The organism is Barnesiella propionica, from assembly GCF_025567045.1.
GTDB classification, from domain to species: domain Bacteria; phylum Bacteroidota; class Bacteroidia; order Bacteroidales; family Barnesiellaceae; genus Barnesiella_B; species Barnesiella_B propionica.
This window is the reverse complement of sequence record NZ_JAOQJK010000011.1, coordinates 54,660-77,856: the sequence shown is the minus strand read 5'-3', so window position 1 is coordinate 77,856 and position 23,197 is coordinate 54,660. Positions and strand designations below refer to the sequence as shown.

The 23,197-nt window shown below is 40.2% G+C and carries 18 protein-coding genes and 1 other RNA gene; 17 read left to right on the top strand and 2 right to left on the bottom strand.

The features are described from left to right. Positions 1–8: 8 nt before the first annotated feature. Positions 9–358, bottom strand: an RNA gene (gene rnpB / locus OCV73_RS13480) — RNase P RNA component class A. Between the two features lie 280 nt (positions 359–638). Here rnpB and OCV73_RS13475 point away from each other — a divergent pair. The 14 genes from OCV73_RS13475 (at position 639) to OCV73_RS13410 (ending at position 18,090) form a co-directional block, all read left to right on the top strand. Beyond that, positions 639–2,135, top strand: coding sequence for a Do family serine endopeptidase (locus OCV73_RS13475; RefSeq protein WP_147553062.1), 1,497 nt, complete (start codon positions 639–641; stop codon positions 2,133–2,135). 233 nt (positions 2,136–2,368) lie between these two features. Then, the gene (locus OCV73_RS13470) at positions 2,369–3,229 is read left to right on the top strand and encodes a sigma-70 family RNA polymerase sigma factor (protein ID WP_147553001.1); all 861 of its coding nucleotides are present in this window, start codon (positions 2,369–2,371) and stop codon (positions 3,227–3,229) included. A gap of 384 nt (positions 3,230–3,613) precedes the next feature. Next, positions 3,614–5,107, top strand: a complete 1,494-nt coding sequence (locus tag OCV73_RS13465) for a 2-isopropylmalate synthase (protein ID WP_147552999.1) — start codon at positions 3,614–3,616, stop codon at positions 5,105–5,107. A gap of 47 nt (positions 5,108–5,154) precedes the next feature. After that, positions 5,155–6,552, top strand: a complete 1,398-nt coding sequence (leuC, locus tag OCV73_RS13460; RefSeq protein WP_147552997.1) for a 3-isopropylmalate dehydratase large subunit — start codon at positions 5,155–5,157, stop codon at positions 6,550–6,552. A 34-nt stretch (positions 6,553–6,586) separates the two neighbouring features. After that, on the top strand, positions 6,587–7,177 hold the full coding sequence (gene leuD / locus OCV73_RS13455) for a 3-isopropylmalate dehydratase small subunit (RefSeq protein ID WP_147552995.1): 591 nt from the start codon (positions 6,587–6,589) through the stop codon (positions 7,175–7,177). Then, a complete protein-coding gene (locus tag OCV73_RS13450) occupies positions 7,156–8,700 on the top strand; it encodes an alpha-isopropylmalate synthase regulatory domain-containing protein (protein WP_147552994.1) in 1,545 nt (514 codons plus the stop codon). Before leuD ends, OCV73_RS13450 begins: the two co-directional genes overlap by 22 nt. A gap of 24 nt (positions 8,701–8,724) precedes the next feature. Beyond that, on the top strand, positions 8,725–9,798 hold the full coding sequence (gene leuB, locus OCV73_RS13445; RefSeq protein WP_147552992.1) for a 3-isopropylmalate dehydrogenase: 1,074 nt from the start codon (positions 8,725–8,727) through the stop codon (positions 9,796–9,798). 261 nt (positions 9,799–10,059) lie between these two features. Next, positions 10,060–11,049: a lipoate--protein ligase gene (locus OCV73_RS13440; protein WP_147552990.1), complete on the top strand. Its 990-nt coding sequence runs from the start codon at positions 10,060–10,062 to the stop codon at positions 11,047–11,049. A 14-nt stretch (positions 11,050–11,063) separates the two neighbouring features. After that, a complete protein-coding gene (gene gcvT / locus OCV73_RS13435; protein WP_147552988.1) occupies positions 11,064–12,158 on the top strand; it encodes a glycine cleavage system aminomethyltransferase GcvT in 1,095 nt (364 codons plus the stop codon). A gap of 41 nt (positions 12,159–12,199) precedes the next feature. Then, positions 12,200–12,577, top strand: a complete 378-nt coding sequence (gene gcvH / locus OCV73_RS13430; protein WP_147552987.1) for a glycine cleavage system protein GcvH — start codon at positions 12,200–12,202, stop codon at positions 12,575–12,577. A 16-nt stretch (positions 12,578–12,593) separates the two neighbouring features. Continuing rightward, a complete protein-coding gene (gene gcvPA / locus OCV73_RS13425; RefSeq protein ID WP_147552985.1) occupies positions 12,594–13,934 on the top strand; it encodes an aminomethyl-transferring glycine dehydrogenase subunit GcvPA in 1,341 nt (446 codons plus the stop codon). A 3-nt stretch (positions 13,935–13,937) separates the two neighbouring features. Beyond that, positions 13,938–15,404 (top strand): aminomethyl-transferring glycine dehydrogenase subunit GcvPB, encoded by a 1,467-nt coding sequence (gene gcvPB / locus OCV73_RS13420; RefSeq protein ID WP_147552983.1) that lies wholly within the window; start codon positions 13,938–13,940, stop codon positions 15,402–15,404. 71 nt (positions 15,405–15,475) lie between these two features. Continuing rightward, positions 15,476–16,822 carry a dihydrolipoyl dehydrogenase gene (gene lpdA / locus OCV73_RS13415; protein ID WP_147552981.1) on the top strand — a complete coding sequence of 449 codons (1,347 nt, stop codon included), beginning with the start codon at positions 15,476–15,478 and terminating at the stop codon, positions 16,820–16,822. A 50-nt stretch (positions 16,823–16,872) separates the two neighbouring features. After that, positions 16,873–18,090 (top strand): Type 1 glutamine amidotransferase-like domain-containing protein, encoded by a 1,218-nt coding sequence (locus tag OCV73_RS13410; RefSeq protein WP_147552979.1) that lies wholly within the window; start codon positions 16,873–16,875, stop codon positions 18,088–18,090. Between the two features lie 96 nt (positions 18,091–18,186). Here the strand turns inward: OCV73_RS13410 and OCV73_RS13405 are convergent, their stop codons facing one another. Further along, the gene (locus OCV73_RS13405; RefSeq protein ID WP_147552977.1) at positions 18,187–19,380 is read right to left on the bottom strand and encodes an OmpA family protein; all 1,194 of its coding nucleotides are present in this window, start codon (positions 19,378–19,380) and stop codon (positions 18,187–18,189) included. A gap of 337 nt (positions 19,381–19,717) precedes the next feature. Here OCV73_RS13405 and OCV73_RS13400 point away from each other — a divergent pair, with 337 nt between their 5' ends. The 3 genes from OCV73_RS13400 (at position 19,718) to rseP (ending at position 23,183) form a co-directional block, all read left to right on the top strand. After that, positions 19,718–20,581 (top strand): murein hydrolase activator EnvC family protein, encoded by an 864-nt coding sequence (locus tag OCV73_RS13400; RefSeq protein WP_147552976.1) that lies wholly within the window; start codon positions 19,718–19,720, stop codon positions 20,579–20,581. Positions 20,582–20,678: 97 nt separating this feature from the next. Continuing rightward, the gene (locus OCV73_RS13395) at positions 20,679–21,836 is read left to right on the top strand and encodes a 1-deoxy-D-xylulose-5-phosphate reductoisomerase (RefSeq protein WP_147552974.1); all 1,158 of its coding nucleotides are present in this window, start codon (positions 20,679–20,681) and stop codon (positions 21,834–21,836) included. Positions 21,837–21,857: 21 nt separating this feature from the next. Then, on the top strand, positions 21,858–23,183 hold the full coding sequence (gene rseP / locus OCV73_RS13390) for an RIP metalloprotease RseP (RefSeq protein ID WP_147552972.1): 1,326 nt from the start codon (positions 21,858–21,860) through the stop codon (positions 23,181–23,183). Positions 23,184–23,197: the final 14 nt, after the last annotated feature.

The following is a 23,197-nucleotide window of genomic DNA, read 5'->3' as shown; positions in this document are numbered from 1 at the left end:
AAAAATAAAAATACAGCAGGCCTGTAAGCCGGGTTCTGTACTCCCCGAAAGGAGTGTTTGTCATTTATCTCGACTTTATGTCACCATAAAGCTCCAGCGGTTTACCCCCCGGCATAGAGCGAGCAGCCCTACAACGCCGGTATACATAACCTTACAACCCGTAAGACGTACGGCACCTTATGTTGCCATAAGACCCGGTGAGCTCTTACCTCGCCTTTTCACCCTTACTGCTTGCGCAGCGGTTATTTTCTGTTACGTTACTCCGCCCTCACGAGCGGCTTCCCGTTAAGAAGTACGGTGCTCTTTGTTGCCCGGACTTTCCTCTCATATCTCTATGAGCGACAAACCGTCCTGCTGTATGCCTGCAAAGATAATCATTATTATCATATATAATCAACAACCGGGATAGTTATCTGTTCTGGATATTTTCTGTCCGGGTTACTTTTTGTCATGCTTGCACATGAAAAAATGTCTGTTTTTATCTATGGATACCGTTAAGCCCTGTTAAGCAGCTATATTCCTTATTAAAAGAGCTTAAAAAGGAATATACAAAAGAATAATCGCATGAATATTGTATTAAATTTAACGACTAAAACATTTAAAACACTCCATTAATTAACAATTAAAATATGGACATCATGAAAGATTACGGAAAAAAATTGACAGGTTTTGCTATAGTTGCCTTGATAAGTTCCGGCATTTCGGTTGGAGCATACGCAATGATAAACAGTTCAAATTCAAATAATAAAATAACAGACGAACTGATTGATGACGGTTATGCCAAACCGACCGGATTTACACGAGTATCAAATCGACCACCTGTCGAAACAGATTTCACAAAAGCAGCCGAGAATACAGTAAACGCTGTAGTAAGTATTAAATCGACTTCAACTCCTAAACAGGATCAATTCAACGGAATGAATCCGTTTTTCGAATATTTTTTCGGATATGGAGGTAAACAGCCGGCGCCACAACCCCGCACCGGACTGGGATCGGGGGTAATCATATCTCCTGACGGATATATCGTAACAAATAACCACGTGGTAGAAGGTGCTGACAAACTGGATATAACCCTGAACGATAACCGTGTCATGAACGGACGTGTAATCGGAACCGACCCCTCGACCGACCTTGCATTAGTAAAAATAGACGCCAAAGATCTACCTAGCGTACGTTTCGGGGACTCGGATAAACTAAAAGTAGGTGAATGGGTTTTGGCAGTAGGCAATCCCATGGGATTGACATCTACCGTAACTGCAGGTATTGTAAGCGCCAAAGCACGCAGTATCAGCTCAGCAACCAACAGTAAACAGATGGGAATAGAGTCATTCATACAAACAGATGCCGCTATCAACCGCGGAAATAGCGGAGGAGCCCTGGTCAATACAGATGGAGAACTAGTGGGAATCAATACGGCCATCTATTCCGAAACAGGTAGTTATGCAGGCTATTCTTTCGCCATACCGACAAGTATCGTAAGTAAAGTCATTGCCGATCTTAAAGAATACGGAACAGTACAACGAGCCGTAATGGGTATAGGATTTAGAGAAATCAATCCTGATTTTGCAAAAGAAAAATCACTGAATGTTCAGGAAGGCATATATGTAGGAGAAGTATATAACCGCAGTGCAGCTATGGAAGCCGGAATAAAAGAAGGAGATATTATTACTGCAGTAAACGGTGTTAAGATTAAAAACGCAGCAACGATGCAAGAACAAATGAGCCGCTACCGCCCAGGTGATAAAATAAAAGTAACTATTTTAAGAAATAACCAAAATAAAGAGCTGGCTCTCACGTTAAAGAATAGTCAGGGTAACACAGAAGTTACTAAACTGGCAGGAATAGATTCCCTGGGAGCAGGTTTTAAAGAACTGAGCGATAAAACTAAAAGAGAATTGAACATCGGAAACGGAGTTCAGGTCATAGGTATTAAAAACGGCAAATTCAAGGATGCCGGTATACGTGAAGGATTCGTAATCCTCGAGATAAACGATACGCCTATACGGTCAATAAGCAATATCGAAGAAATGTTCGACAACATTACGAAAAGCAATAATGACCGAAAAGTGATGTTTATTACCGGCATATATCCGAACGGTAAAGTAATGTATTACGCCATAGATCTGGCTGAATAAAAGTTGATTGTCCCATAATCCGGCTTTTGCCGGATTATGACATTTTAAAAGAGGAACTAATCAACCTTAAAAACAAAACCGAATAAGTAACTTAAGTGTTCTATAGATACAAATAGAAATGTAAAAAGAAGCATCCCTATTTTGTTTAATTCAAGAAGGCATTTTACAATTTTTTAAATTATTGTTTGTTATAAAATCATTATATTTGCATTCCAAAAATCTCTATATAAATAATGAGACAATTAAAAATTACAAAATCGATCACAAATCGGGAAAGTGCTTCTCTGGACAAGTACCTTCAGGAAATCGGACGTGAAGACCTGATTACGGTAGAAGAAGAAGTAGAACTGGCCCAACGCATCAAGAAAGGTGACCACATCGCTTTGGAAAAGCTGACGCGTGCAAACCTGCGTTTCGTCGTATCGGTTGCCAAGCAGTATCAAAACCAGGGATTAAGTTTGCCTGACCTTATCAATGAAGGCAATCTGGGGCTGATCAAAGCTGCAGAAAAATTTGACGAAACACGTGGATTTAAATTCATTTCTTATGCCGTTTGGTGGATTCGCCAGTCCATCCTTCAGGCTTTAGCCGAACAATCTCGCATCGTTCGCCTTCCGCTCAATCAAGTGGGCTCACTGAACAAAATCAGTAAAGCCCTTTCAAAATTTGAGCAGGAGAATGAACGTCGTCCTTCCCCGGAAGAACTAGCAGAAGAACTGGATATTCCTGTCGACAAAATTTCAGATACTCTTAAAGTATCGGGCCGTCATATATCGGTCGACGCACCATTTGTCGAAGGAGAAGATAACAGTCTGTTGGACGTACTTATCAATGACGATTCCCCTATTGCCGATCGGTCACTCATTAACGAGTCACTTGCAAAAGAAATCGACAGAGCCTTGGGACAACTCGCCGAAAGAGAACGGGACATAATTAAAATGTTTTTCGGGATAGGTTGTCAGGAAATGACACTGGAAGAAATTGGCGACAGATTCGGACTTACGCGTGAACGTGTCCGTCAAATTAAAGAAAAAGCCATAAGAAGACTAAGACAAAACTCCAGAAGCAAGTTACTTAAAACTTATTTAGGATAAAAATCGACTACACAAAGTAGGAAGGACCTGATAAAGTAAGAATTTATCAGGTTTTTTTATCCTTTCACCAAAACAAATTGATAATTCATAATTTAAAAAGATTTAGAAAGAACACTTTAAAACTTTTTCAGCAAATAATCTATCATTTTATTTTGAAAACCAAAAACTATATATAACTTTGCAGTCATAATAAAGCCATTCATTAAGCAAAAGCAAATATGAGAACTCATAAACAACTACTACACGGTCTGATTATTATTCTATCGGGAGCTACCGGGGAGAAATGAGAAAGCCGTGTTTTTACCACATATAATATGTACAACCTTTCTCACTCCAAAGTGCGAAAGGTTTTTTTATAACAGAAATTACAAATTAATAAAATATATGAGCGACAGATTATTTATTTTCGATACCACACTAAGAGACGGCGAGCAGGTACCCGGCTGCCAATTAAATACAGTTGAAAAAATACAGGTAGCAAAAGCACTGGAAACATTGGGTGTAGATGTTATCGAAGCCGGATTTCCCGTATCCAGCCCGGGCGATTTCAAATCAGTCGTAGAAATATCAAAAGCCGTTACCTGGCCCGTCATATGTGCCTTGACGCGCGCTGTGGAAAATGATATAAAGGTTGCTGCAGAAGCTCTGCAATACGCCAAACACAAAAGAATACATACAGGAATAGGGACTTCCGACTCTCATATTAAATATAAATTCAATTCAAACCGGGAAGAAATAATCGAAAGAGCCGTCGCTGCGGTCAAATATGCAAAAAAATATGTTGAAGATGTCCAGTTCTATGCAGAAGATGCAGGACGTACCGACAACGAATATCTGGCCCGCGTAGTCGAAGCAGTCATAAAAGCCGGAGCGACTGTGATTAACATTCCCGATACCACAGGTTATTGCCTGCCCGATGAATTCGGACGTAAAATAAGATTTCTAAAAGAAAATGTAGATGGCATCGAAAAAGTAGTGATCGCCACTCATTGTCATAATGACCTGGGCATGGCGACAGCTAATACGATATCGGGAATACAGAACGGTGCACGCCAGGCAGAAGTAACCATTAACGGTATTGGAGAACGGGCAGGAAACACCTCTCTTGAAGAAGTCGCTATGATTTTTAGAAGCCATCACGAGCTAAATGTAGAAACGAATATCAATACCCAGAAAATATATGGGATGAGCCGAATGATTTCCAGTCTTATGAATATGCCGGTACAACCCAACAAAGCGATAGTTGGACGCAATGCATTCGCTCATTCATCAGGAATTCACCAGGACGGAGTACTAAAAAACCGGGAAAGCTACGAAATTATCGACCCCAAAGATGTAGGCATAGATGAAAATTCTATCGTGCTCACGGCCCGGAGCGGACGCGCCGCGTTAAAACACCGTTTATCCGCCCTGGGCGTGGAACTGGAACAAGAAAAGCTGGACCAGGTATATGAAGATTTTTTAAAATTAGCCGACAGAAAAAAAGATATACACGATGATGATATTCTTGTACTGGCCGGTGCCGAACGAAGTACCAACCACCGCATAAAATTAGATTATCTGCAAGTGACCAGTGGCGTAGGAGTACGATCCGTAGCCAGCTTAGGCCTAAATATTGCCGGAGAAAACTTTGAAGCCGCAGCCAGCGGAAATGGTCCGGTAGACGCAGCCATTAAGGCTTTGAAAAAAATCATCAACCGGCATATGACCTTAAAAGAATTTACTATACAGGCAATTAGCAAAGGAAGCGACGATGTAGGAAAAGTACATATGCAAGTAGAATACGACGGACATGAATACTACGGTTTCGGGGCCAATACCGACATTGTAGCAGCATCCGTAGAAGCTTATATAGACTGCATCAATAAATTCTGTTAATAAACCAATAACCTACGGCCAAATACCGTACTGTACCTATTTCACATATGGCAAATACATTATTCGACAAAATATGGGACGCACATATAGTAACAGAAGTTACTGACGGCCCTACACAACTTTATATAGACAGACTTTACTGTCACGAAGTAACCAGTCCCCAGGCATTTTCCGGTATGCGTGAAAGAGGGTTGAAATGCTTTCGCCCTGAAAAAATATTCTGCATGCCCGACCACAATACACCCACACATGACCAAGATAAAGAAATCGAAGACCCGATATCCCGGACTCAAGTAAACACGCTGGCAAAAAATGCAGCACACTTCGGTCTGGCACATTTCGGTATGATGCATAAAAAAAACGGAATCATACACGTCGTAGGTCCGGAAAATGGCTTGACATTACCAGGCATGACTATTGTTTGCGGAGATTCACATACATCAACACACGGAGCCATGGGAGCCGTGGCCTTCGGTATAGGAACCAGTGAAGTGGAAATGGTACTCGCATCACAATGTATTTTACAATCCCGCCCTAAAACTATGCGTATTAGTGTAAACGGAAAAACGGAAAAAGGAGTTACGGCAAAAGATATCGCACTCTATATCATATCACAAATGACAACAGGGGGTGCGACCGGTTATTTTGTAGAATATTCGGGAGAAGCGATCAGAGCCCTGAGCATGGAAGGCCGGCTTACACTCTGTAATCTATCCATCGAAATGGGAGCCCGGGGAGGAATGATAGCTCCTGATGAAAAAACATTCGAATATATCAAAGGCCTCGAATATGCCCCGAAAGGAGAAGCATGGGAACAAGCTCTGTCATACTGGAAAACTTTAAAAAGCGAAAACAACGCTGTATTCGATAAAGAAATCACATTCAGGGCAGAAGATATTGAACCAATGATTACATACGGCACTAATCCTGGTATGGGTATGACGATATCCGGGCAAATACCGGTCGCTACCGACATACCGGAAGCCGGACGAATCTCATTTATAAAATCGCTCGAATATATGGGATTCAAAGAAGGAGAATCCATATCGGGCAAAAAAATAGACTATATATTTCTGGGCTCGTGCACGAACGGCCGCATAGAAGATTTCAGAGCTTTTGCATCCATAGTCAAAGGAAAGAAAAAAGCCCCGGACATAACAGCATGGCTTGTCCCTGGCTCCTGGAAAGTAGACCGGCAAATTCGCGAAGAAGGACTGGACAAGATATTAAAAGACGCTGGATTCGAGCTTCGGCAACCAGGTTGCTCCGCTTGCCTGGCTATGAACGATGACAAGGTTCCCGCCGGAAAATATGCCGTATCCACATCGAACCGCAATTTCGAAGGGAGACAAGGTCCCGGGGCACGCACATTACTTGCCAGTCCGTTGGTCGCAGCCGCGGCAGCAGTGACCGGAGTAGTCACCGACCCCAGAACACTATTGTAATTCCTTTTATTGATACAGATTATACCCGATAAATATGAAAGAAAAACTTAACATACTCACAAGCACTTGCGTCCCGTTACCATTGGAAAATGTGGATACAGACCAGATTATACCCGCACGCTTTCTGAAAGCTACATCCAGAGAAGGTTTTGGAGACAACCTGTTCAGAGATTGGCGTTACGACAAAGAAGGTAATCCTGTCGGGGATTTCGTATTGAATAATCCCGAATATTCCGGAAAAATACTGGTAGCCGGAAAGAATTTCGGAAGCGGGTCGAGCCGGGAACACGCAGCATGGGCAATAAGCGGATATGGATTCAGGGTTATCGTGTCGAGCTTCTTTGCCGACATATTCAAGAACAATGCCCTTAATAACTGCGTACTGCCTGTAGTCGTATCGGAAACATTCCTGAATAATCTATTCTCTTCAATCGCACAAGACTCTCAAACGACAGTTACGGTAAATCTGGAAAAGCAAATCATTACAAACGATAAAACAGGAGAGACCGAATCTTTCGAGATCAATCCTTATAAAAAAAACTGTCTGATGAACGGGTTGGATGATATCGACTTTTTATTGACCAATAAAGATAAGATCGAAGCATGGGAAAATGCGTCAAAATAGAAATCATGGATACGACTCTCCGCGATGGTGAACAAACCAGCGGAGTATCTTTCGTACCTCATGAAAAACTGATGATCGCCCGTCTATTACTGGAAGAATTAAAAGTCGACCGTATAGAAATCGCATCGGCACGTGTATCTGACGGAGAATTCGATGCTGTAAAAATGATATGCGACTGGGCCGCCCGTAGAAATCTATTGCACAAAGTAGAAGTACTGGGATTCGTCGACGGAAAAGCATCATTAGACTGGATACATGCCACAGGCTGCCGTGTCATCAATCTGCTCTGCAAAGGTTCGTTGAAACATTGCACCTATCAATTGAAAAAAAGTCCGGAAGAACATATCGAAAATATACTGACTGTCGTAAATTATGCCAATGAACTGGATATCGAAGTAAATGTTTATCTCGAAGACTGGAGTAACGGAATGAAAGATTCTCCCGAATATGTCTTTCAAATGATGGATGCCCTAAAACCTACGACGATAAAACGTTTCATGTTGCCCGACACACTGGGTATACTGAATCCGCTACAGGTAATCGAATTTATGAGAAAAATGAAAAAACGATACCCAGATACCCATTTCGATTTCCATGCCCATAACGATTATGACCTGGCGGTAAGTAACGTTCTGGCTGCCGTGCTAAGCGGAGTAAAAGGACTGCACACGACCATAAACGGTCTGGGAGAAAGAGCCGGAAACGCACCGCTCGCCAGTGTACAAGCAATCCTAAAAGACCATTTCAATGCGATAACGAATATTGATGAAAGTCGCCTGAACGACGTCAGCCGGGTAGTGGAATCATATTCCGGAATCATGATACCGGCCAATAAACCCATCGTGGGAGAAAACGTTTTCACACAAGTTGCCGGAGTGCATGCCGACGGAGACAATAAGAAAAACCTATATTGCAACGACCTGCTCCCCGAACGTTTCGGGCGCATACGTGAATATGCGCTGGGCAAAACTTCCGGGAAAGCTAACATCCGGAAGAATCTTGAATCCCTCGGACTGGAACTGGACGAAGAATCCATGCGAAAAGTCGCAGAACGTATCATCGAACTGGGAGACAAGAAAGAACTGGTCACACAGGAAGATCTGCCATATATCATTTCGGACGTATTGAAACATGACGGAATGAACAATAAGGTAAAACTGAAAAGTTATTTTGTAACCTTGACCCACGGACTGAAGCCTATGGCTACATTAAGTATCGAGATCAACGGAATAACTTACGAAGAAAGCTCCTCAGGAGACGGACAATACGATGCTTTCGTCCGTGCATTACGCAAAGTATACAAAGTAACATTGGGCCGGAAATTCCCTATGCTTATCAACTATGCCGTAAGCATTCCCCCCGGAGGCCGTACCGATGCATTCGTCCAGACAGTTATTACTTGGAGTTTCAACGACAAAATATTACGTACCAGGGGACTTGATGCGGATCAGACGGAAGCAGCCATTAAAGCGACTATTAAAATGCTCAATGTCATAGAGAATATGGACTTAACCGAAAATTAATTTATTACATTATATTATTTTCATATGAAATTAAACATCGCAATTTTACCGGGAGACGGAATAGGTCCCGAAATCATAGGACAGGCATTGGAAGTGACCAAAACCGTGTGCAAAAAATTCGGTCATGAACTCATTTATAAACACGCACTCGTAGGAGCTTGTGCCATAGACGAAACCGGTTCCCCCTACCCCGATGCAACGCACGAGTTATGTATGCAATCGGATGCCGTTCTTTTCGGTGCCATAGGCTCACCGAAATATGATAACGACCCATCCGCCACCGTAAGACCGGAACAAGGTTTACTGGCTATGCGTAAAAAGTTGGGACTATATGCCAATATACGTCCTGTAACGACATTCAAAAGCCTTATCCATAAATCTCCTCTCCGTTCCAATCTGATCGACGGCGCCGATTTCATGTGTATCCGGGAACTCACCGGCGGACTTTATTTCGGACGTCCACAGGGACGAAGTGAAGACGGACAGACTGCCTATGATACTTGTGTTTACACCCGGGAAGAAATTGAACGCATAGTAAAGCTTGCATACGAATATGCCATGAAACGGCGAAAAAAATTAACTGTCGTAGACAAAGCGAACATTCTGGCAACCTCCCGTTTATGGAGAGAAGTCGCCCAGGACATAGCAAAAAAATATCCCGAAGTAGAAACCGATTTCCTTTTTGTCGATAATGCGGCCATGAGAATGATCCAATGGCCCAAAAGTTTTGACGTTATAGTTACAGAAAACATGTTCGGCGACATTCTCACCGACGAAGGATCGGTCATCACCGGTTCACTAGGAATGTTGCCCTCCGCCTCAATAGGAGTGTATACGTCCGTCTTCGAGCCTATACATGGCTCATATCCTCAGGCCGCAGGAAAAAATATAGCCAATCCGTTAGCAACGATTCTCTCTGCCGCTATGATGTTGGAATACGCATTCGGCTTAAAAGAAGAGGCCCGGCTCATAAGAGAGGCTGTTAATGCTTCCATAGAAATCGGTATTGTTACGGAAGATATCGCAGGAGAAGGATCTAAAGCATACAAAACCAGCGAAGTAGGTGAATACATAGTAAACTACATCAGCCAAAAATAACCCTATTAATATAGGAATACACTTACAGAAGCTCATAAAAATTCTATAATCTTTTTTACAAATAAGCTCCGGATCTATACGACACCGGAGCTTTAATTATTATTGAAAATACATATTCCCAATAATCTCCGCAATGACAGACACTTACAATTTACGCAAAAATTTATTAGTACCAAACCCGTAAAATTAATAAAGCACTATTCTTTTTTTAAAAAAGAATCTGTAGTTTTGTGTAAACGATCTTAACCTCTGATTATACTTATGAAATATATCACATTACCCGATAATAAGGTCCGCCGTTTATCTTTCTACCTCGCTATGGAGGAATATGTGGCCCGGCATTTCGGAGATGAAGAATATTTCTTTATGTGGCAAGTCAATCCCACTGTTATTTTTGGCCGTAATCAACTCATGGAAAACGAAATCAACATGAAATACGTACAAAAAAACAAGATCGAATACTACCGTCGCAAATCGGGCGGAGGTTGCGTATATGCCGACCGAAGCAACATCATGTTTTCTTATATTACCAAAGACTTCAATGTAGGGTTCACCTTCGATAAATACTTACGGTTAGTTGCCCACACCTTGAATAAACTGGGAATCAAAGCAGAAGCGACAGGACGAAACGATATTACGGTAGATGGAAAAAAAATATCGGGAAATGCTTTTTACAGAACCGCAGGAAAAAGCATAGTACACGGCACTATGTTGTTCGATACAAATATAAAAGACCTCGTACTGTCTATTACACCCAGTAATGAAAAACTGATAACCAAAGGCATAGAATCGGTACGGAAACGCGTAACCAATCTGAAAGAATATCTGGACATCGACATCGGCACATTTAAATCATTTATGCGTACACAGTTATGCGATTCCGAAATTGCTATTCAGCCCAAAGAAATTACCGGGATCGAAAATATTGAGAAAGAATATCTCAAAGAATCCTGGATATTAGGGAACAATCCCCGGTACACTCTCATTAAAAAAGGTTATGGAACAGCCGGAGAAATAGAAATCCGACTGGAAATCAAAAACGGAATTATAAAAGAAATAAATTTGATGGGAGACTATTTCCCTATAGGAGAAATGGAACGTTTCCTGAACACATTCACCGGAGTGACATTTGAATACAATACCATAAGGAATATTTTGGACAAAATAAAAATAGAAGAATATATCCTGAATCTTACACAGGATCAATTTCTGGAAATCCTTTTTGAAGAAAATAAAGAACCTAAACATTAACAAATGCTACCGACATGGAAAACACTAAAAAGACTTGCTTGTATGACAAACACCTGGCATTGAACGCAAAAATGATGCCTTTCGGCGGCTTTGACATGCCACTGGAATACAAAACTATCATAGAAGAACACAACGCCGTTCGGAACCATGCAGGAATATTCGATGTATCTCACATGGGAGAAATTCTTATCAGCGGTCCCGACAGCGAAAAATATATTAATCATATTTTCACAAATGATATCGGTAACGCCCCCTCCGGTAAAATTTTTTACGGTATTATGCTATATCCTCACGGAGGGTGTGTAGACGATCTTCTGGTATATAAGAAAAATGACGACACATTTTTTCTGGTCGTCAACGCATCCAATATAGAAAAAGATTTCGAATGGATGAAAAAAAACAGCGAAGGATTCGACATTACCATTGATAACCAGTCGGAACAATATGGAGAAGTTGCCGTACAAGGACCCGAAGCCTGGAAAATAATAGAACGTTTGCTCAAGATAAGCGTAAACGATCTTTCTTTTTATACATTTAAAGAAATTCTCTATAACGGAGAGAAAATTATTATTTCACGCACCGGATACACAGGTGAAGACGGATTCGAATTATACGGAAGTCCGAAATTTATCAATTATGTATGGGATACACTCGTGAATTCAAATGAAGTACAACCCTGCGGACTCGGGTGCCGGGATACATTACGTTTCGAAGTTGCACTTCCTTTATACGGACATGAACTTTCCGAAGATATAACCCCATTAGAAGCCGGCCTGGGTTCTTTTGTAAAACTAGACAAAGAAGAATTTATAGGGAAAGGATCACTGGCGTTACAAAAAACAGAAGGAATCAAACGAAAAATAGTAGGTATAGAATTATTCGATAAAGCTATTCCCCGGAACGGATACGAAGTGTATGCCAATGGAAAAAATATAGGATACGTAACAACCGGATATAATTCTATTTCTACGGGAAAAAGCGTATGTATGGCACTTATAGATCAGAGATATAGTGCTTTAGACACCGACGTTGAAATTCACATACGCAAGAAATTTTTCCCTGGGAAAGTCGTAAAGAAACGATTCTATCAGAAGAATTACAAAAAATAGAACTTATCTAATAACCATTTAAAACAAAAGGAGAATATATTATGAGCAGAGTACCAGAAGAGTTAAAATACACCGAGTCTCATGAATGGATAAAAGTAGACGGAGAATACGGTTACATAGGAATTACCGACTATGCCCAGCACCAACTGGGAAATATCGTATATGTTGATATGCCGGAAGTAGATGATGAAATAAACAAGGGTGAAGAATTCGGAGCCGTAGAAAGTGTCAAGGCAGCCAGCGATCTTTTATCCCCTGTAAGCGGTACTGTCGTCGAAATAAACGAAAATCTGGAATCATCCCCGGAGCTTATCAATGAAGATGCTTACGAAAACTGGATTTTCAAGATAAAACTGAGCGATCCCTCCGAACTGAACAAACTTATGAATAGTCAGGAATATGAAGCTACCTGTAAATAATTAATTTTACCATACCATGCATAAATACTTTCCGCATACCTCGTCCGACATAGAAACAATGCTCAAAAAGATAGGAGCTAAATCTCTGGACGAATTGTATAAAGAAATTCCGGAAGAAATTCGCCTGACAAGAGATTACGCACTACCCTCTTCATTTACGGAGAGCGAAATACGAGAATACTTTAGCAAACTGGGAGACTTGAACATTCGTTTGATCCCGTTTGCCGGAGCCGGAGCCTACGATCATTATACGCCGGCTGTAATTCCGCAACTTATCTCCCGGTCGGAATTTTTAACAGCTTATACACCTTATCAACCCGAAATTTCGCAAGGCACATTACAGTATATTTTCGAATTCCAAAGTTACATATCGGAACTCACAGAAATGGATTGTTGTAATGCATCCATGTACGACGGGGCTACAGCTACGGCAGAAGCGATGTTCATGGCAGTGGCTCAGGCCAAGAAAAAAAATAAGATACTTATATCGCAAACCGTACACCCGCATATCCTGAACGTTGTACGCACTTATGCCAAATACAAAAACATAGAGATAAGTGAGATCGCTGAAAAAAACGGCATTACCGACAAGGAAGATATGCAAAGACAAATCTTGGCAGGAGATGTGGCCGGAGTCATCGTAAACAATCCTAATTTTTACGGAATTATAGAAGATTATGACGGATATGCCGACATGATACACGCTCAAAAAGCTCTGTTTATCATGAATAACGATCCCTCTACCCTGAGTATTCTGAAAACTCCGGGAGAATGGGGAGCCGATATTGCTTGCGGAGACGGACAGTCATTGGGAATTCCTCTGAATTTCGGAGGTCCTCACGTCGGTTACCTGGCTTGTACCAAAGAATTGATGAGAAAATTACCGGGACGCATAGTAGGTGCTACCAGGGATATGGACGGAAAACGGGCTTTTGTTCTCACCTTACAGGCACGGGAACAACATATCCGGCGGGAAAAAGCTAATAGCAACATCTGTTCCAATCAATCCCTTATGGCGCTATACGTAACAATATATATGTCCTTGATGGGGAAAGAAGGTTTAAAGAGGGTTAATGAAATATCTTATTCGGGAGCTCATTATTTATGCAGTGAACTGTTACGAACTGGTAAATTCAGTTTATGCTACGACCAGCCCTTTTTCAAAGAATTTGCAGTTACAACGACATTAGATGCTAAAAAACTATATCAGAAATGTATAGACCGGGGAATATTGTGCGGTATCAGGCTGGAAACAGTGAAACCTGAAATGAAAAACGCCTTGCTGCTATGTGTCACCGAAAAAAGGACTAAAGCCGAAATAGATAATCTACTGTCATTAATCGAGAAGGAGATATAGATCATGAAATACTATGATAAATTGATTTTCGAGTTATCGAAAAAAGGACGCATCGGCTATTCCTTACCTTCGGATAATATTTTCACAACCTGTTCCACAGAGGATATACCAGTGAATCTGAGAAGAGAAAATGAAGCAGAATTACCCGAAGTAAGCGAACTGGATGTGGTAAGACACTATACCAATGTTTCTAATAAAAATTTCGGAGTAGAGACAGGATTTTACCCTTTGGGCTCCTGTACAATGAAATACAATCCTAAAATTAATGAAGAAATAGCGTCATTATCTGCTTTTACATCTTTGCATCCGTTCCAACCGGAAAATACGGTACAGGGAGCTTTAAAACTATACTACGAACTGGCTGTTGCTCTTTCCGAAATATCCGGACTGGCAGCTTTTACTCTCAACCCTTTTGCCGGCGCTCACGGGGAGCTTACAGGTCTTATGATCATGAGGCAGTATCACATAGACAGAAACGACCTGAAACGCACTAAAGTAATAGTCCCTAACAGTGCACACGGAACGAATCCGGCAAGTGCCGCCGTATGCGGGCTGGAAATAGTGGAAGTCCTTTCTAATGAAGACGGAACTATTAATGTTGACGATCTGAAAAAACATCTGGATGAAACGGTTGCCGGTATCATGATGACTAACCCTAATACCTTGGGGATATTTGAAACATCTATACCTGAAATAGCAAGGCTTGTACACGATTGCGGAGGGCTACTGTATTATGACGGGGCAAATCTGAATCCGTTACTGGGAAAATGCAGACCGGGAGACATGGGATTCGATATCATGCATATTAATCTTCACAAAACATTTTCAACCCCTCACGGAGGAGGGGGGCCCGGCAGCGGTCCGGTAGGTGTATGTGAAAAGCTGGTAAATCTGCTCCCGAATCCCCAGATAAAAAAAGACGGGGAACGCTATTATATCGCCAACAGCGATAAAGCCATCGGAAGAGTTTCAGGGTTTTTCGGAAATTTCACTGTAATGATGAAAGCCTACTGTTACATACTGTCGCTGGGAAAAGAGAATTTGAGATATGTTGGTCCCCTCGCCACTTTAAATGCCAACTATATCAAAGAATCCCTGAAAGATCATTACTTTCTTCCTATAGAAGATATATGCAAACATGAATTCGTATTCGACGGGCTTAAAGATAAATCTACCGGTGTCACCACACTGGATATAGCAAAACGTCTGCTGGATTATGGATATCATGCGCCTACGATTTATTTTCCTCTCTTATTTCACGAATCGATCATGATAGAACCAACGGAAACGGAATCTATCGAAACACTGGATGAATTTATAGCAGTAATGAAGAAAGTAGCAGACGAAGCTCTGGAGCATCCCGATATCGTAAAAAATGCCCCCCATTCTACTCCCGTCCGCAGACTGGATGAGACTATGGCGGCAAGAAACCCGATATTGAAATACAAAGACTTACCAAACCTAATTTAATTATGGAAAAGAAGGCAAAGGACTATATTTATCATTAGTTCCTTTGCCTTCATTTATATGAAAAACGAACTATGGAAAGTGATATTATTATAATAGGAGGAGGGCCGGGCGGATATGAGACTGCTCTTTACGCTGCAAAACAAGGATTATCCGTAACTCTTTTCGAAGGAGGTCGTTTGGGCGGAACATGCTTAAACGAAGGATGTATTCCTACAAAAAGTTTGTGCAGGAACGCTGCAGTCTTAGAGGATATAAAAGAAGCCGGTACATGGGGAATAAAAGACTTAACTTATACATTTGACTGGCAAAAGGTAATAGAACGAAAAAACGAGATTGTAAACAATCTGGCATCGGGCATCGAATTCCTGATGAAACACAAGTTAATAAAAGTGGTACGGGAATATGCGACCTTTCGGGACGACCACACCGTAACCAGTCCTTCCGGTGAAAGCTATACGGCACACAATATTATCATAGCTACCGGTTCCTACGCACGCACGTTACCTATCGAAGGAATAAATTTGCCTGGTGTGATCACCTCAAAAGAACTACTGGATATTAATCACATTCCAGAACGGTTATGTATTATCGGAGCAGGAGTTATCGGTTTGGAATTTGCTTCCATCTTCCGTAGTTTCGGAAGTGAAGTAACTATTTTAGAATTTGCAAAAGATATAATCCCGAATTTTGATACAGATATAAGCAAACGGCTCAAACAATCCCTTGCAAAAAAAGGCATACAAATCGTAAACCAGGCAATAGTCGGTCATATTAAACCGAAAGATACCGGGCTTATCATCTCTTACGAATTTAAAGGTGTACAACAAGAAACGATTGCCGACATTGTACTCGTTTCTGTCGGCAGGAATGCTAATACGGAAACATTGAACCTGGAGGCCACCCATGTAGAGCAAACTTCAAAAGGTATCGTTACGAACGATTTCTTCGAAACTACCGTCCCCGGAATATATGCAATAGGTGACGTAAACGGAAAATGTATGTTGGCTCATGCCGCTACATACCAAGGGAAAAAAGTAATTAATAATATTTTAAATAAACGAGACGATATTAATCTCAAGCTTATACCATCTGCAGTGTTCACAACCCCCGAAGTAGCAGCGACCGGACTTACAGAAGAGGATTGCAAACAAAAGAACATTTCTTTCAAATCTCATAAAGCCATGTTCAGAACAAACGGTAAAGCACTAAGCATGGGATCACCGGACGGTTTATGTAAAATTATTGTTGACGAACAGGAGAACATCATAGGCTGTCATATACTGGGCGCCCATGCGGCAGATCTTATACACGAAATAACCGCATTGATTGCCACCAGATGTACCCTTCCTCAATTACGGGATATAATTCACGCCCACCCTACTCTTTCCGAAGTCATACAGGATTGCGCCCAGGAATAATATATTGATATTTTCATAATATCTCAAAAATTAAAATTACCTCAACCCATATGAAAAAAATCTTTCAGACCATTTTATTCTTATTCTTCTTTATATTTCCTGCTCATGCAAATGAAATTCATTCAGAAAAAATTAAACAACAAATTTTTATTTATGGTGGAGATATAGAATACAAATTCGTTGAATACATTAATAACCTGATTAATAAAACCGACCCACAAATTTGTTATCTTCCAACAGCAAGTGCAGACAATGCTAAAAACATAAAATACTGGGAATATATATGTAAGGAACTAGGTATAAAATCAAATATTTTAAAAGTATGGATTGATTCCGAAACCCAAAAACAATCTTTTGAAGATATTTTATTGAGCATGGATGCAATTGTTGTAGGAGGAGGAAATACTTTAAATATGTTAGGTATTTGGAAATATCAGGAAATAGATAAAATATTAAAAAAAGCATTAGATAAAGGGATCATTTTAAGTGGAGGAAGCGCAGGTTCTATTTGTTGGTTTAAGAACAGTATAAGCGATGCCAGACCTATTAAACTATCCATAGTTGAAGGTCTTGGATTTTTGCCATATAGTCATTGTCCTCATTATAATATACCATCTAAAAGAGCTTTATATAATAATTATGTTGAGGATGGGAAATTACAATCCGGTTATGCATGCGATGAACATTCGGGTATTTTATTTACAAACAAAAAGGTGACAGATGTCGTTAGCACCAATAATCAGTCCTACTCTTACTTTGTAAAAAAGGACCAAAGCCGATCGGATATAATAAAACTAAATACCAGAGTGTTAATTAAAAAAGGTGCATTAGATACAGCTACATATCGAAAAGAACTTATTCATAAAAAAATAACAGACTATACCGATATTCCAATTTCAATGGATACGCCGTTATTATCATTTATAAATATACAAAAGCTCTTTGCTGAAGGTAAATATTCCGAGTATTATAATTATGCAGCCTCATCAATAAGAGATAATGTAAAAAACATGCAAGATCAAGAAGTTTGCGCGGCAGATAGAGATTCAAAACTTTCAACAAATATTATTTCATCTTTTATATACGGAGATTTAGCTGCAATGTTAACTAAAAGTGCCGCCGACTATTATTCTTTATGGTATTTCATATATGAAGACGGAAAATGGAAATGTACGGGAGAAGACATAGGCGGTGATTCTGTAAAAGACGCAGAAATAACATTCAGAGAGAAAGCCCCGGTCATAATCAAAAGCATTCTCAAAAATTAAACAGTTAAAATCCAAATCTCACAAAACAAAAAGTGTCCCGCTCATAGTAAGATGAGCGGGACACTTTCATTTTATCTCAAAAAAGAGTTTCAGTTATTACTGGTTAGCGGTAGTTGAGAATACAACTATACGGTTCCAGTTATTATTGTCGGGATAAACTTGTTTGTCGCTACCGTTAGCGATAATGTTAATACGATTTTTATCGATTTTATATTTATTGACCAATGAATTAACAACAGCTTGTGCACGACGCTTACTTAATTCCATATTCAATTTTGCACTGCCTGTATCTTTGTCGGCATAACCCACAACATTTATACTGCAAGAAGGATTATTATTCATCCATTGTGCAATATTGTACACGTTCACCATTTCTTCAGGAGTAATCACATCACTACCGATAGTAAAACGCACCGTACTCGTTAATGTCTGACTGCAAGGATCCGGTTCTGCAACAATAACAGTTTCTTCTACTTCAGGGCAAGGAGGACATTCAACAACTCTGGATTCGCAAGCATTCAATTTTGAACGCAAATCGTTTACACGGCTATTCAGATCATTGATAATCATGCGGTCTCCGTAAGGATTATAGGCAATGAAACGGTTCGAGCCGAACTTAATGGTAAAACCGCCGATAAGAGAAACGATAGATTCTACCTGTTTGCCTTGTACTATACCGTTAAATTGGTCACCCAGCAGATTTCCCCGTCCTTCAAAGAACAAGTCCAGATAATGATTCAACCGGAAGTTCAATTTAATACCGGCCGTTACAGGAAATGCATAAGTTTTTTTATGATGATTTTGGGTATTGTGAAAAGCTAAAGCACCTCCACCTCCTACAAAAGGAATAATAGAGAATACGCGCTTTTCATTATATCCGGCAAACGTATTGAACATATTCCACATTAAATCTCCGTAAACTCCAACATAACGCATATGTGTCATTACACCGTCTTCATAAGCCGACATAGGGTGCAAAGCACCGCCTACTGCTCCTAAACGAAGACCGAAAGCAGGAGTCAGCCATTTACCGAAAGCAAAATTCATTGCCAATGTATATTGAGTATCTCCTCCCTTATGTTCTGTAAAAAAGGTCTGTGCACCGGCTCCTAAAGATATGAACCAATTGTCTTTAAAAGTATTCTCATAATAAGCGACTTTACCGGGAACATAATCGGTCACGGTTACATCTTCCTCCACAACGGTAACTTGAGCATGTCCGGTACCGGAACAAGTGAAGATCAATGCAGTAGCTAAAGCTAAAGGATAAAGAAAATGTTTTGTTTTCATCTTGAAACGATTTTAGTTTTACAAAATATGATTATTTCTTTTTTAATAAAATGGATAACACCGATACCAGACTGCCTTTAAAAAAGGATTTTATTGTAGATCGGATATTCCGCATTTTGTAACTTACAACAACCAGAGAAAAGATTGTGTTCATATTTTTTGCTAAATCATGCACCTAAAATAAAAAAATAGATGAAACAGTACTCTTGTTGTTCTCTTTTCTAAAAAAAACAAAATGCAACTATTAGTTCAGTTTTAAATTTGTAAATTTGTCGTAGTAAGATGATTGCAAATCATAGATATTATTTGTAATCGATACAAAACTATAATCGAGAAAATGATAAAAAGAAAAAAACAGCATACCTTCTGGAAAAAGGTAAAATCAAAATACAAACTTTCATTCTTCAATGAAAATACGCTGGAAGAAGTATGGACTTTCCGGGTCTCCCGATTAGGAGCTTTTACCCTGTTCTCCGTACTTATTCTTTCATTGATTATCGCTGTCACTTCCTTAATCATAGGTACTCCATTAAAAAATCTTTTACCCGGATACTTAAAGTCGGAAGACCGTGCTGTTATGATAGATAACTCTCTGCGTATCGATTCTTTGTCTCACGAAATAGCTCTTAAAGATGCATACATAAAAAATATCGCAGCAATCATCACAGGTAATATCAGTATCGATTCCATTTCATCACGAGACACCACCAAGCTCTACTCTTTAAACTCTCTGAAAGAAAAATCGCCCGAAGCGGCCGAATTTGTAAAAGAGTACGAAAAAGAAGAAAAATATACCTTACATGTATTCAATAATAACATACCTACCGATGGTCTTATCTTCTTTACTCCTGTCAAAGGATCTGTCAAAAAATCATACAATCCGTCCGAAGGGCATTTCGGAATAGACATACAGGCAGCAAAAAACGCACCTGTATCGGCAATTCTCGACGGCACTGTCATATTTGCGGCATTTACTGCCGAATGCGGGTACGTTATTGAAGTTCAGCACAGCAATAATTTTATATCCATGTATTTATATAATGCCGGATTGCTGAAAAAAGTAGGAGACAGGGTAAATGGAGGAGAAAAAATAGCCTTGGCAGGTTATACTCCATATCCCCAGGCAAATCCTGACGATGTAGAGATACAACTCTGGCATTTGGGAAAATCATTAGATCCGAAAGATTACATTTCCTTCTGAAGCAAGGGGACAAAACACCCGTAAATACGAGGTATAAACGTTTTATTTTGTAACTTTACAGCGTTTTACAAAAAAGAAAACAGAAGCGAATCACATAATGAAGAAACAACTTGCTATACTTGGTTCTACCGGATCGATAGGGACTCAAACCCTTGAGGTCGTGGCCGAACATCCCGATCTATTTGATATATATGCTCTTACGGCTAATAATAATATAGACTTACTAATTTCTCAGGCGAGACAATTCCTTCCGGAAGCAGTCGTCATTGCCAACGAAACACATTATGAACGGTTAAAAGACGCGTTGGCCGATCTGCCCATTAAAGTATATACCGGAAAAGATGCTATTAATCAAATTGTAGAATCGTCCATTATAGATATAGTAATTACCGCCATGGTAGGTTATTCGGGGCTACAACCTACAATACGTGCCATAAAAGCACATAAAACTATAGCTTTAGCCAACAAAGAAACACTGGTCGTGGCTGGCGACCTGATAAGACAAATGGCGATAGAAAACAAAGCCCCCATTATACCCGTAGATTCGGAGCATTCGGCTATATTCCAATGTCTGGTGGGAGAATTTAACAATCCTATCGACAAAATCATTCTTACCGCATCCGGAGGTCCTTTCAGAACATTTACTCCTGAACAACTGGCGCACGTAACCAAACAAGACGCATTGAAACATCCGAAATGGAACATGGGGCATAAGATCACGATAGATTCAGCCACGCTCATGAACAAGGGCTTTGAAATGATAGAGGCCAAATGGTTGTTTGACGTCCCCCCCGAACAAATACAAATAGCCGTCCACCCTCAGTCTATTATTCACTCTATGGTACAATTTAAGGACGGTACCATAAAAGCCCAACTGGGAACTCAAAGCATGAAACTCCCCATACAGTATGCACTGTCATTTCCCGAAAGGCTCCCAAACACCTGCCAGAAACTTAAACTGGAAGACTATTGCAATCTTACATTCGAACATCCCGATACGGAACGGTTCCCCCTACTTCGGCATGCATTCGAAGCCGCCAATACAGGAGGGAATATGCCCTGCATACTCAACGCAGCTAACGAAATAGCTGTCGCCGCATTTCTGCAGGACAGAATTAAATATTTACAGATCAATAAAATAGTAGAAAAGTGTCTGGAACATATCGCTTTTGTTCAGAAACCGACTTATGAAGATTATGTGCAAACAAACGAGGAAACACGTTGTTATGCCAATGAACTTATTACAAATTTATAACACGATTATAACAATTACAACATGGAGACTTTTTTAATTAAGGCATTACAGCTCATTCTTAGTTTATCGATTTTGGTAATAGTACATGAGTTCGGCCACTTTATATTTGCCCGGATATTCAAAGTTAGAGTTGAAAAATTCTATCTTTTTTTCGATCCCTGGTTTTCCCTATTCAAATTCAAACCTAAAAACAGTGATACCGAATACGGAATTGGGTGGTTGCCTGTAGGAGGTTATGTAAAAATATCCGGTATGATAGACGAATCTATGGATAAAGAACAGTTAAAGCAACCCGCAAAACCATGGGAATTTCGTTCTAAACCAGCCTGGCAACGTCTTCTTATCATGACGGCAGGCGTAATATTCAACTTCATACTGGCTATTATCATTTACGCCATGATTGCTTATACCTGGGGAACGACTTACCTGCCCTTCAGTGAAGCAAAAGCAGGAATGGAATATTGCGAAGCTGCCAAAGAAATAGGATTTGAGAACGGTGATATCCCGTTGTATGCTGATGATATGAAACTGGAATATATGTCGGGAGATGCGGTTCAAGCCATGATAGAAGCCAAAAAAGTAAAAGTGCTGAGAAACGGAACAGACACCGTTATCATAAATATTCCGGATAAATTCATGCTCAAAGTCATTGATGAAGAAGCAAAATTTGCAACCTACCGGCAGCCCAATGTCATAGATTCTGTCATTCCTACCATGGGGGCGGGAATAGCAGGACTGATAAAAGGAGATAGTATTATCGCAGTGAACGGAATATCAGCTCCTTCATATTCTGAATTTTCCAATATTATTCTTAAGAATCCAAACAAGAGCATGGATATTGTTTTTTTAAGAAACGGCAAAACTGATACTCTGGCTATAAAAACAGATAACGAGGGACGTATCGGTGTTTATTTCACCCCCATAACTCAAATATACAGTTTAACGACAGAACATTATAACTTTCTGGAATCTATTCCCAAGGGAATAGAAATAGGTGTCACCAAGCTAAAAAATTATATCAGCAGTATGAAATATGTGTTCACGAAAGAAGGAGCCCAGCAACTAGGTGGCTTCGGCACAATAGGAAGCATATTTCCCGCTACCTGGGACTGGGAATCATTCTGGAGCATGACAGCATTCCTTTCTGTTATTCTGGCTTTCATGAATATACTGCCTATACCGGCTCTTGACGGAGGACATGTATTGTTCCTGCTATATGAGGTCATAACCCGCAGACAACCCAATGAGAAAGTAATGGAATATGCCCAGATCGGAGGAATGATATTTCTTTTCGCTCTTCTAATATTCGCCAACGGCAACGATATATTCCGGTTTTTCTTTAAATAAAACGCTAATCCATT